At 69.3% G+C, this 12,303-nt stretch carries 7 protein-coding genes; 1 reads left to right on the forward strand and 6 read right to left on the reverse strand.

The window, feature by feature from the left end; translation table 11 throughout:
• Positions 1-36 precede the first annotated feature (36 nt).
• Positions 37-507: a 30S ribosomal protein S7 gene (gene rpsG / locus E4P38_RS11095; protein ID WP_135131877.1), complete on the reverse strand. Its 471-nt coding sequence runs from the start codon at positions 505-507 to the stop codon at positions 37-39.
• Positions 507-881: a 30S ribosomal protein S12 gene (gene rpsL / locus E4P38_RS11100; RefSeq protein WP_135131878.1), complete on the reverse strand. Its 375-nt coding sequence runs from the start codon at positions 879-881 to the stop codon at positions 507-509. Before rpsL ends, rpsG begins: the two co-directional genes overlap by 1 nt.
• Before the next feature lie 656 nt (positions 882-1,537).
• On the opposite strand from rpsL, the gene E4P38_RS11105 reads away from it, so the two are divergent.
• Entirely contained in the window at positions 1,538-2,578 is a 1,041-nt protein-coding gene (locus tag E4P38_RS11105) for an LLM class F420-dependent oxidoreductase (RefSeq protein WP_135131879.1), read from the forward strand.
• 163 nt (positions 2,579-2,741) lie between these two features.
• Here the strand turns inward: E4P38_RS11105 and E4P38_RS11110 are convergent, their stop codons facing one another.
• From E4P38_RS11110 to E4P38_RS11130, 4 genes are all read right to left on the reverse strand, one after another.
• A complete protein-coding gene (locus tag E4P38_RS11110) occupies positions 2,742-6,647 on the reverse strand; it encodes a DNA-directed RNA polymerase subunit beta' (RefSeq protein WP_135131880.1) in 3,906 nt (1,301 codons plus the stop codon).
• 105 nt (positions 6,648-6,752) lie between these two features.
• The gene (gene rpoB, locus E4P38_RS11115; RefSeq protein WP_348633791.1) at positions 6,753-10,145 is read right to left on the reverse strand and encodes a DNA-directed RNA polymerase subunit beta; all 3,393 of its coding nucleotides are present in this window, start codon (positions 10,143-10,145) and stop codon (positions 6,753-6,755) included.
• A 458-nt stretch (positions 10,146-10,603) separates the two neighbouring features.
• On the reverse strand, positions 10,604-11,407 hold the full coding sequence (locus E4P38_RS22895; RefSeq protein ID WP_167760530.1) for a hypothetical protein: 804 nt from the start codon (positions 11,405-11,407) through the stop codon (positions 10,604-10,606).
• Positions 11,400-12,302 (reverse strand): hypothetical protein, encoded by a 903-nt coding sequence (locus tag E4P38_RS11130; protein ID WP_135131884.1) that lies wholly within the window; start codon positions 12,300-12,302, stop codon positions 11,400-11,402. The genes E4P38_RS22895 and E4P38_RS11130 overlap by 8 nt, the downstream gene beginning before the upstream one ends.
• Position 12,303 lies beyond the last annotated feature (1 nt).

Consider the following 12,303-nt stretch of genomic DNA (forward strand, 5'->3'; position numbering starts at 1 on the left):
GGCTTCCCGCCGGCAGCGGGTGCAGGTGAACGGATGTCACCAGCGGTAGTGCGCGAAGGCCTTGTTCGACTCGGCCATCTTGTGCGTGTCCTCGCGACGCTTCACAGCGGCACCGAGGCCGTTGCTCGCGTCGAGCAGCTCGTTCATCAAGCGCTCGGTCATCGTCTTCTCGCGGCGGCCGCGGCTGTACTGGATGAGCCAGCGCAGGCCGAGCGTGGTGCTGCGGGAGGCGCGGACCTCGACCGGAACCTGGTAGGTCGCACCACCGACACGGCGGCTGCGGACCTCGAGGGACGGCTTCACGTTGTCCAGCGCGCGCTTGAGCGTGACGACCGGGTCGGTGTCGCTCTTGGCGCGGGCACCCTCGAGGGCGCCGTAGACGATCGCCTCGGCGATCGAGCGCTTGCCGTCGACCAGCACCTTGTTCACCAGCTGGGTGACGAGCTGCGACTGGTAGACCGGGTCGACGACGAGCGGGCGCTTCGGCGCGGGGCCCTTGCGCGGCATTAGCTCTTCTCCTTCTTGGCGCCGTACTTGCTGCGAGCCTGCTTGCGGTTGCGGACACCCTGGGTGTCCAGCGAGCCGCGAATGATCTTGTAACGCACGCCGGGGAGGTCCTTCACGCGACCACCACGCACGAGCACCATCGAGTGCTCCTGCAGGTTGTGGCCGACACCCGGGATGTAGGCGGTCACCTCGATGCCGCTGGTCAGCCGGACGCGGGCGACCTTGCGCAGCGCCGAGTTCGGCTTCTTCGGCGTCGTCGTGTAGACGCGCGTGCAGACTCCGCGGCGCTGGGGCGAACCCTTGAGCGCCGGAGTCTTGGTCTTCTCGACCTTGTCCTCGCGGCCCTTGCGGACCAGCTGGTTGATCGTGGGCATGGGTGGCCTGGATCTCCTACCTGCGCTGGGGTGTTGCTTTCGATGTATTGCTGACGTCGTGGTGCTCTGCTGGTCGTACCTGGGTGCCGGTCCTGCTGGAGGACTTCCCGGCTCCGGCCGCGACGTTCCGTCCGGCCCCCGAGGTCGGGCGTGTCGCCCTACCCGGGACCGGCCCGATGTCGGACCGAACTCGGTTGCCCCTCGCGACTCGGCGCCGCCACCTTCCGGACCACCATCTCGTGCGATGGCCAGGAGGTGGACCCCGACGACCAGAAGGCCATCCAGGCGCACCGCGAACGGGAGCAGGCCCAGGGCACCCTGGGCACAGCTGACCACGATACCCGCGCCTCGGAGACCGGTCAAAGCCGGGTCCCTCACATACGCGGCCACTGGCCGGCGATCGTCCACCGGGGCGGACGACACCCAGGTCAACGAGGCGTCACCCGGTTCTCTCCCGGCCGGCGCACCGCTTCCCGGGGGGCCCCGGTAGCTCAGGCGACGGTACCCGTCGAAGGGCGCCTCCGGGAGTAGGACGGCGCGACACGAGGGATCCGAGCGCGATCGCCCGGGCCCTGGGCGCACGACTCCGGCCGGACCGCCAGCCGCTAGCGTGCCGACTAGCGCCGACGAGGGCGCCGCGACAGCGAGGAGGGCACGTGCGCATCGGCATCCAGGCCAGTTACAGCGGTGGGTTCCAGGAGACCGCGGCGGAGATCCGCGACCTGGAGGCGGCCGGTCTCGACCTGGCCATGGTGGCCGAGGTCTACACGTTCGACGCGGTGAGCCAGCTGGGCTACCTGGCGGCGGTCACGGAGCGCGTGGAGCTGCTCAGCGGGATCTTCCCCATCTACAGCCGGACGCCGGCGCTGACGGCCATGACCGCGGCCGGGCTGGACTTCGTCTCCGGCGGCCGCTTCACCCTCGGCCTGGGCGCCTCGGGCCCGCAGGTCATCGAGGGCTGGCACGGCGTCCCCTACGACGCACCCCTGCAGCGCACCCGGGAGATCGTGGAGATCTGCCGCCAGGTGTGGCGCCGCGACCGCCTGGACCACCAGGGCAAGAAGTACACGATCCCGCTGCCGGCCGACCAGGGCACCGGCCTGGGCAAGCCGCTGAAGCTCATCAACACCCCCGTCCGCGAGCGCATCCCGGTGATGCTGGCCGCGCTCGGCCCCAAGAACGTCGAGCTCGCCGCCGAGATCGCCGAGGCGTGGGAGCCGATCTTCTTCGTGCCGGAAAAGGCGGCGTCCGTGTGGGGCGACTCCCTCGCGGCCGGGAAGGCCAAGCGGGACCCGGAACTGGGCGATCTGCAGGTCATCACGGGCGTCCCGGTCGCCATCGGGGACGACGTCGAGCCGCTGCTGGACTTCGTGCGTCCCGCGTTCGCTCTGTACATCGGCGGCATGGGTGCGCGCGGCAAGAACTTCTACAACGACCTCGCCGTCCGCTACGGCTACGAGGCCGAGGCGAAGACGATCCAGGACCTCTACCTCGACGGGAAGAAGGACGAGGCGGCCGCGGCCGTCCCCGACGAGCTGATCCGTGCGGCGTCCCTGGTCGGCCCGGAGTCCTACGTGGCCGAGCGGATCGCGGCGTTCTCCGAGGCGGGCGTGAACACCCTCATGCTGCAGCCCCTCGACGGCACCCGCGAAGGCCGGCTGACGACCGTCGAGACGATGAAGCGCCTCGCCGGCTGACGTCCTCGTCCGTCCTGGCTCACCGTATGGGGTCCTGGCTCACCGTCGACCGTGAGCCAGGACCCCTGATGATCAGGAGACCTGATCATCAGGGAACCCGAGTGAACGGAAGGGCCCCCAGGTCTGGCGACCTGGGGGCCCTTTCGTCACTGCCTATCGGGGATCAGCCCCGCCAGTCGTACTCCTCGAGACGCACGGCCTCGCCGGAGCCCTGACCGAAGACATCCGGGCTGTAGTACTGCCCGTCGTCGTACCCGGCCATCGTGTAGACGGCGGCGCGGGCCTCCTCGGTCGGCTCGACCGTGATGTTCCGGTAGCGGCTGATGCCCGTACCGGCCGGGATCAGCTTGCCGATGATCACGTTCTCCTTGAGCCCGAGCAGGCTGTCGCTCTTGCCCTGGATCGCGGCGTCGGTGAGGACCTTGGTCGTCTCCTGGAAGGAGGCGGCCGACAGCCACGACTCGGTCGCGAGCGAGGCCTTCGTGATGCCCATGAGCACCGGTCGGGCCGAGGCCGGCTCGCCGCCCTCGGCGACAACACGGCGGTTCTCGGTCTCGAACAGCGTCCGCTCGACGAGCGCACCCGGCAGGAACTCCGTGGCGCCCGAGTCGATGATGGTCACCCGCTTCAGCATCTGGCGGATGATCACCTCGATGTGCTTGTCGTGGATCGACACGCCCTGCGAGCGGTAGACCTCCTGGACCTCGCGGACGAGGTGCAGCTGCACCTCGCGCGGGCCCATGATCCGCAGCACCTCGTGCGGGTCGACTGCACCCTCGGTGAGCTGCTCGCCGACCTCGACGTGGGCACCGTCCTCGACGCGCAGCCGCGAACGACGCGACAACTTGTCGTAGACGACCTCGTCGGAGCCGTCGTCCGGGGTGATCGTGAGCTTCCGGAACTGCTCGCCGTCCTCGATGCGGACGGTGCCGGCCAGCTCGGCGATCGGGGCCTTGCCCTTGGGGACGCGGGCCTCGAAGAGCTCCACCACACGCGGCAGACCGTGGGTGATGTCCTCACCCGCGACACCGCCGGTGTGGAAGGTGCGCATCGTCAGCTGGGTGCCGGGCTCGCCGATGGACTGTGCGGCGATGATGCCGACCGCCTCGCCGACGTCCACGAGCTTGCCGGTCGCGAGCGACCGGCCGTAGCAGGTGGCGCAGGTGCCGAGCAGCGACTCGCAGGTGAGGACGCAACGGACCTTCACCTCCGAGACGTTGGCGTCGACCAGCGCGGCGATGAGGACGTCGCCCAGGTCGGCGTTCGCCTCGGCGATCACCGTCCCGTCCGCGGCGACCACGTCGGTGGCCAGGGCGCGGGCGTAGACGCTCGTCTCCACGTGCGCGTCCCGCGTGACCTTGCCGTCGACGACGGTGCCGATCGGCATGACGACGCCGCGGTCGGTGCCGCAGTCCTCCTCGCGGATGATGACGTCCTGCGAGACGTCCACCAGACGACGGGTGAGGTACCCGGAGTCGGCGGTACGCAGGGCGGTGTCGGCGAGGCCCTTACGGGCACCGTGCGTGGAGATGAAGTACTCCAGCACCGACAGACCTTCCCGGAAGTTGGCCTTGATCGGCCGCGGGATGATCTCGCCCTTCGGGTTGGCGACCAGACCACGCATACCGGCGATCTGGCTGATCTGCATCATGTTGCCTCGGGCGCCCGAGTTGACCATGACCCAGACCGGGTTGGTGGTCGGGAAGTTGTCCACCATCGCCTGGCTGACCTCGGCCCGCGCGCGGGTCCAGATCTCGATGAGCTCGCCACGACGCTCGGTGTCGGTGATGACACCGCGCTCGTACTGCTTCTCGATCTTGGCGGCCTCGGCCTCGTGCCGGTCCAGGATCGCCTGCTTCGACGGCGGCGTGACGACGTCGTCGATGGCGATCGTGATGCCGGCGCGGGTGGCCCAGTGGAACCCGGCGGACTTGAGCGCATCCAGCGTCGCCGCGACCTGCACCTTGGGGTAGCGCTCGGCGAGGTCGTTGACGATCGCCCCGAGCTCCTTCTTCGGCACCTGGTAGTTGACGAAGCGGTAGTCCTCGGGCAGGGCCTCGTTGAAGAGCACCCGACCGAGGCTGGTGAGGACGCGCGCGGGAGCGCCCGGCTCCCAGTCCTCCGGCTGCTCCCAGGCCTCGTTCACCGAGCCGTTGTCGACGCCGAAGACCTCGTCGAGACGGATCCATGCCCGGTCCTGCAGACCCAGCACACCCTTGTCGTAGGCCATGACCGCCTCGGCGGCCGAGGAGTACGCGTGCGGGTGGCCACCGTCGGCCTCGGCCGGCGAGGCCACGAGGGTCGTCAGGTGGTACAGGCCCAGCACCATGTCCTGGGTCGGCGCGGTGATCGGACGACCATCGGCCGGGCTCAGGATGTTGTTGGACGACAGCATCAGGATCCGGGCCTCGGCCTGCGCCTCGGCCGACAGCGGCAGGTGCACCGCCATCTGGTCACCGTCGAAGTCGGCGTTGAACGCCGTGCAGACGAGCGGGTGGATCTGGATGGCCTTGCCCTCGACCAGCTGGGGCTCGAAGGCCTGGATGCCCAGGCGGTGCAGCGTCGGCGCCCGGTTCAGCAGGACCGGGTGCTCGGTGATGACCTCTTCCAGCACGTCCCAGACGACGGGGCGGGCGCGCTCGACCATCCGCTTGGCGGACTTGATGTTCTGCGCGTGGTTGAGGTCGACCAGCCGCTTCATGACGAAGGGCTTGAACAGCTCCAGCGCCATCTGCTTGGGCAGACCGCACTGGTGCAGCTTCAGCTGCGGGCCGACGACGATGACCGAGCGGCCGGAGTAGTCGACGCGCTTGCCGAGCAGGTTCTGGCGGAACCGGCCCTGCTTGCCCTTGAGCAGGTCGCTCAGGGACTTGAGGGGCCGGTTGCCCGGGCCGGTGACCGGCCGGCCGCGACGGCCGTTGTCGAACAGCGCGTCCACGGACTCCTGGAGCATCCGCTTCTCGTTGTTCACGATGATCTCGGGCGCGCCGAGGTCCAGCAGACGCTTCAGCCGGTTGTTCCGGTTGATCACGCGGCGGTACAGGTCGTTCATGTCGCTGGTCGCGAAGCGCCCACCGTCGAGCTGCACCATCGGGCGCAGGTCCGGCGGGATGACCGGCACGCAGTCCAGCACCATGCCCATGGGCGAGTTGCGGGTCTGCAGGAACGCCGCGACGACCTTGAGCCGCTTCAGCGCGCGCAGCTTGCGCTGCCCCTTGCCGTTGCGGATGGTGTCGCGCAGCGAGACGGCCTCGGCGTCGAGGTCGAAGTCGGACAGCAGCTTCTGCAGCGCCGCGGCGCCCATGCCCCCCTCGAAGTACTCACCGAAGCGGTCGCGCAGCTCGCGGTAGAGGCCCTCGTCGGCGATGAGCTGCTTGACCTCCAGCTTGCGGAAGGTGTCGAGCACCTCCTCGAGGCGGTCGATCTCCCGCTGGGAGCGGTCGCGCAGCTGGCGCATCTCGCGCTCGCCGCCCTCGCGCACCTTGCGGCGGACGTCGGACTTCGCGCCCTCGGCCTCGAGCTCGGCCAGGTCGGCCTCGAGCTTCTGCTGACGGGCCTCGACGTTCGCGTCCCGCGCACCCTCGAGGTTGGACTTCTCGGCGCTGATCTCGGCCTCGATGGTCGGGAGGTCGCGGTGCCGCGCCTCGTCGTCCACCACGGTGATCAGGTAGGCCGCGAAGTAGATGATCTTCTCGAGGTCCTTGGGCGCCAGGTCGAGCAGGTAGCCCAGGCGCGAGGGGACGCCCTTGAAGAACCAGATGTGGGTGACCGGAGCGGCCAGCTCGATGTGGCCCATCCGCTCACGGCGGACCTTGGCCCGGGTCACCTCGACGCCGCAGCGCTCGCAGATGATGCCCTTGAACCGGACGCGCTTGTACTTGCCGCAGTAGCACTCCCAGTCCCGGGTGGGACCGAAGATCTTCTCGCAGAACAGACCATCCTTCTCCGGACGCAGCGTCCGGTAGTTGATGGTCTCGGGCTTCTTCACCTCACCGTGCGACCACTGGCGGATGTCGTCGCCAGTGGCAAGGCCGATGCGCAACTCATCGAAGAAGTTGACGTCGAGCAACGTGATGACCCCTTTCCGGGGCTAGTAATGCCTTTGCTTTTGTCTTTGAGTTCTGGCCGCGCCGGGTTTCTCGGAGCTTGCGGAGAGAAACCCGGCGCGGAACTTTTAGACGTCCTCGACGCTGGAGGGCTCGCGGCGGCTGAGGTCGATACCCAGCTCCTCCGCGGCCCGGAAGACCTCGTCGTCGGTGTCGCGCAACTCGATCGCGTTGCCGTCGCTGGAGAGAACCTCCACGTTCAGGCAGAGCGACTGGAGCTCCTTGAGCAACACCTTGAACGACTCCGGGATGCCCGGCTCGGGGATGTTCTCGCCCTTGACGATCGCCTCGTACACCTTGACGCGGCCGAGGATGTCGTCGGACTTGATGGTGAGCAGCTCCTGCAGCGCGTACGCGGCGCCGTAGGCCTGCATCGCCCAGCACTCCATCTCACCGAAGCGCTGGCCACCGAACTGCGCCTTACCACCCAGCGGCTGCTGCGTGATCATCGAGTACGGGCCGGTCGAACGGGCGTGGATCTTGTCGTCGACCAGGTGCAGCAGCTTCAGGATGTAGACGTAGCCCACCGAGATCGGCTCGGGGAAGGGCTCCCCGGAGCGGCCGTCGAACAGCCGCGCCTTGCCGGTCTCCTTGACCATCCGGTCGCCGTCCCGGTTCGGCGTCGTCGAGCCGAGCAGGCCGATGATCTCGTCCTCCTTGGCGCCGTCGAACACCGGCGTGGCGGTGCGGGTACCCGGGCCGGCCTGACGGGCGGCGTCGGGCAGGTTCTTCGCCCAGTCCGGGGTGCCCTCGACCTGCCAGCCCTGCTTGGCGACCCACCCGAGGTGGGTCTCCAGGACCTGGCCGACGTTCATGCGGCCGGGGACGCCGAGCGGGTTGAGGACGATGTCCACGGGGGTGCCGTCCTCGAGGAACGGCATGTCCTCCTGCGGCAGGATCTTCGAGATGACGCCCTTGTTGCCGTGGCGTCCGGCGAGCTTGTCGCCGTCGGAGATCTTGCGCATCTGGGCGACGTAGACCCGGATCAGCTCGTTGACGCCGGCGGGCAGCTCGTCGCCGTCCTCGCGTGAGAACACGCGGACGCCGATGACCTTGCCGGACTCACCGTGCTTGACCTTGAGGCTGGTGTCGCGGACCTCGCGGGCCTTCTCACCGAAGATCGCCCGCAGCAGCCGCTCCTCGGGGGTCAGCTCGGTCTCGCCCTTCGGCGTGACCTTGCCGACGAGGATGTCGCCGGGGACGACCTCGGCACCGATACGGATGATGCCGCGCTCGTCGAGGTCGGCGAGGACCTCCTCGGAGACGTTCGGGATGTCCCGGGTGATCTCCTCGGCGCCGAGCTTGGTGTCGCGGGCGTCGACCTCGAACTCCTCGATGTGGATCGAGGACAGGACGTCGTCCTGCACGAGGCGCTGCGACAGGATGATCGCGTCCTCGTAGTTGTGGCCCTCCCACGGCATGAAGGCGACGAGCAGGTTCTTGCCCAGCGCCATCTCACCCTGGTCGGTGCACGGACCGTCGGCGATGACCTGACCGACCTCGACCCGCTGGCCCTCTTCGACCACCGGGGACTGGTTGATCGAGGTGCCCTGGTTCGAGCGACGGAACTTCAGCAGCCGGTAGGTCTGCCGGGTGCCGTCGTCGGCCATGACGGTGACGTAGTCGGCGGTGGAGTCCTCGACCACACCGGCCTTCTCCGCGATGACGACGTCGCCGGCGTCGACAGCTGCACGCAGCTCCATGCCGGTGCCGACCAGCGGCGCCTCGCTGCGCAGCAGCGGGACGGCCTGACGCTGCATGTTCGCGCCCATGAGCGCGCGGTTGGCGTCGTCGTGCTCGAGGAACGGGATCATCGCCGTCGCGACCGAGGTCATCTGCCGCGGCGAGACGTCCATGTAGTCCACGTTCTCCGGCGCCAGGTAGTCGACCTCACCGCCCTTGGTGCGGACCAGGACGCGCTCCTCGGCGAGGCGACCCTGCGCGTCGAGCGGGCTGTTGGCCTGCGCGACGACGAAGCGGTCCTCCTCGTCGGCGGTGAGGTAGTCGATCTGCGGGGTGACGGTGCCGTTCTCGACCTTGCGGTACGGGGTCTCGATGAACCCGAACGCGTTGACCCGGCCGAAGGAGGACAGCGAGCCGATCAGGCCGATGTTCGGGCCTTCCGGCGTCTCGATCGGGCACATCCGGCCGTAGTGGCTGGGGTGCACGTCGCGGACCTCCATGCCGGCCCGCTCACGCGACAGACCGCCCGGACCCAGCGCCGACAGGCGGCGCTTGTGGGTCAGGCCCGCGAGCGGGTTGGTCTGGTCCATGAACTGGGACAGCTGGCTGGTGCCGAAGAACTCCTTGATGGAGGCGACGACCGGCCGGATGTTGATCAGGGTCTGCGGCGTGATCGCCTCGACGTCCTGGGTCGTCATCCGCTCGCGGACCACGCGCTCCATGCGGGAGAGGCCGACCCGGATCTGGTTCTGGATCAGCTCGCCGACGGTGCGCAGGCGACGGTTGCCGAAGTGGTCGATGTCGTCGGTGCCGTGCTCGGGTTCGCCGGCGTGGAGACGCACGACGTACTCGATGGTGGCGACGATGTCGTCCTCGGTCAGCGTGCTGGTGCTCTGCGGCACCGAGACCCCGAGCTTCTTGTTGACCTTGTAGCGGCCGACCTTCGCGAGGTCGTAGCGCTTCGGGTTGAAGAAGAGGTTCTCCAGCAGCGCCTGAGCGGACTCACGCGTCGGCGGCTCGCCCGGGCGCAGCTTGCGGTAGATGTCCAGCAGCGCCTCGTCCTGCCCGGCGATGTGGTCCTTCTCCAGCGTGGCCAGGACCGTGGGCGACCACTGGAAGTGCTCGCGGATGCGGTCCTCGCCCCAGCCGAGCGCCTTGAGCAGCACGGTGACCGGCTGACGGCGCTTGCGGTCGATGCGGACGCCGACGGTGTCGCGCTTGTCGACGTCGAACTCCAGCCACGCACCGCGGCTGGGGATGACCTTGGCGCTGAAGACGTCCTTGTCCGACGTCTTGTCCAGGGTCTTGTCGAAGTAGACGCCGGGGCTGCGGACCAGCTGGGACACGACGACGCGCTCGGTCCCGTTGATCACGAACGTGCCCTTGTTCGTCATGATCGGGAAGTCGCCCATGAACACCGTCTGGCTCTTGATCTCGCCGGTGGTGTTGTTCATGAACTCGGCCGTGACGAACAGCGGCGCCGCGTAGGTCATGTCCTTGTCCTTGCACTCCTCGAGGGACGCCTTGACGTCCTCGAAGCGCGGGTTGGAGAAGGACAGCGACATCGAGCCGCTGAAGTCCTCGATCGGGGAGATCTCCTCGAGGATCTCGGCGAGACCGCCGACGGCGTCGGCCTGCTCCTCGGCGGCGAGGGTGGCTCGCCACTCGGGGCTGCCGATGAGCCAGTCGAACGAAGCGGTCTGCAGGGCGAGCAGGTCCGGGACCTCGAGAGGCTCCTGGATCTTCGCAAAGGAGACGCGCAGCGGCGCGCCGGGAATCTTCTGCTGGTCGGCCTCACCGGTTCGGGGGCCGCTCGTAATGTTCTTTTCGGTGGTGCTGGTGGGCGTGCTGGTGGGGCGAGAGCCTGCCAAGATGCGTCCTTCCAAGGACCTCACGACGTGCGGGCGGGACTGTGCGGGGTCGTCGTCGGTAATGGCGGAGCTGTCCACCTGGTCTGTCCGAACGTTCCGGAGGGGCCGATCAACAGGGCGACCGGGACGGATCCCGGGCACCCCTGGTGACCCGTCTCGGCGGGCAGGCAGTCAGAGGGCAGCGCAACAGGAGACCCTACCCCTGCTCGAGCGCGATGTCCACGCGGGGGGCGCCGGTGCGACGGGCGCCACATCCGCGGGACGGACGGTCCTGCGAGCACGGGGTACAGCGGGCGTACGCGAGCATGATGCCAGCCGCTCGACCCTCGTGGAACTGCCACGCCGTCGGCGGACGGGGCCTCTTGCTACGAGCTGGTGAGCAGGGTGAGCTCGCTGATCTTCCAGTCCCCGTCGACCCTGGTGATGCGCACCTGGACCGTCTGGGTGCAGGACTGCCCGCCGTCGGCGGTCACCGTGCACTCCGACCCCTCGGGCGCGGCCTGGTCGCCGGTGTTCACCGACTTCACGACGTACTCGCCGAACACGACGACGGTCGCGGTGTCCTGGGCCTCGTTCACCTGCTGGAGCCCGACGTCGAGCACCTCGTAGCTGGTGGTCGCCGACACCTGCTCGTAGGTGTCGATGATCCCGCCCTGGCCGAGGTCCTCCTCGTACTGGTCGCGCAGGTCACCGGTCAGGACGTCGAGCTTGCGCTGCACGCTGCCGTCGGAGTCGCGGTAGTCGTAGGCGTAGAGCGCCTGGACGCCACTGCGGGCCGCCGAGAAGATCGTCGAGTCGACGTAGCTCGGGTTCAGCCGCTGCCAGAGGAGCAGACCGCCGCCGGCGGCGGCGAGCAGGCACAGCAGCGCCAGCACGAGGACCAGCACCGGGGCCCGGCGGCGCGCTGTGGCGGACGCCGCCGCCCCCTTCGACCCGCCCGTCGCGCCCTTCGTGAACACGACCGGACGTGCGGCCGGAGCGGTCTTCGTCTGGGTACGCGTGACGGGGCGCGCGGTGGCCGTCGGCCGGGCGGGACGCGCGGCGGCCTCCGCAGCCTCCTCCCGCTCGCGCCGGCTGCCGGCGACCCGGGGGCGCGGGGTGGGGCGGGAGACCGCGCCCGGGCGGGGGCGCGGCGTGGGGCGGGGCCGCTCGTCGGGTGTCTCACTCATCGCCGGACGACTCCGTTCCTGCGATCCCGGAGAGGAGCCACCGGTCGTCCGGCTTCTGCAGCTCCACCCGGATCCGGTAGCGGACGACCTGGGCCTGCTCGCTGGCGGTGCTCTGCTGCGTCGACTGGATGACCAGGACGACCGTGGCGTCGTCGGCGTCCGCGCGCGTGACGCCCGCGCCGACCACCTCGGTGTTCACGGTGGCCTGGGTGTCGACGATCTGCTGGCGACGGCTGTTGAGCTGCTCGACCGCCTCGTCGCGCAGGTCACCGGTGGTGACCCCGCGGATCTGCTGGATGTCGTCGTCGAGGGTCAGGTAGTCGAACGACGTCATGTCGACGACGCCGGAGCGGGCCGCCTGGAGCGCGTCGACGTAGTCGTCGGTGCGAACCGAGGACGCCCCGGGCCGGGTGAACCAGAGGAAGCCGACGCCGGCGAGCAGCAGGACCAGCAGCACGGCCAGGACCGGCACCAGCGGGAGCGAGGCCCGCGTGCGCGGTTCGGATCCGCCGTCGCCGCCGTCGTCGCCGTCGCCGCCGTCGTCGCCCCTCGCGGCCCGGCGGGCACGTCGCCGGGCGGCCTTGTCCTCAGCGGCGGTGTCCTCAGCGGCCTTGTCCTCAGCGGCGGTGTCCTCAGCGGCGGTGTCCTCAGCGGCGGTGTCCTCAGCGGCGGTGTCCTCAGCGACGGTGTCCTCAGCGACGGTGTCGTCGTCGGAGGAGGGCACGTCGGCGGGCTCGTCGGGGTCGGGAAGGTCGGAGCCGGGTGTGCCGGTGCCGGACTTCGTCGTCACCACCGGGGACGTGGTCTCGTCCGGGGACGTCGTCTCATCGGGGGACGTCGCCGTCGGTGCGGCGTCGTCCTCCTCCCGCGGGATCGCCCGCGCGTCGCTGGTCACC

Source organism: Blastococcus sp. CT_GayMR16, from assembly GCF_004570875.1.
Taxonomy (GTDB): Bacteria; Actinomycetota; Actinomycetes; order Mycobacteriales; family Geodermatophilaceae; genus Blastococcus_B.

Coding starts and splice junctions, on each gene's coding strand:
- rpsL (WP_135131878.1), bottom strand. CDS start 881: ATGCCCACGATCAACCAGCTGGTCCGCAAGGGCCGCGAGGACAAGGTC.
- E4P38_RS22895 (WP_167760530.1), bottom strand. CDS start 11,407: ATGAGTGAGACACCCGACGAGCGGCCCCGCCCCACGCCGCGCCCCCGC.
- rpsG (WP_135131877.1), bottom strand. CDS start 507: ATGCCGCGCAAGGGCCCCGCGCCGAAGCGCCCGCTCGTCGTCGACCCG.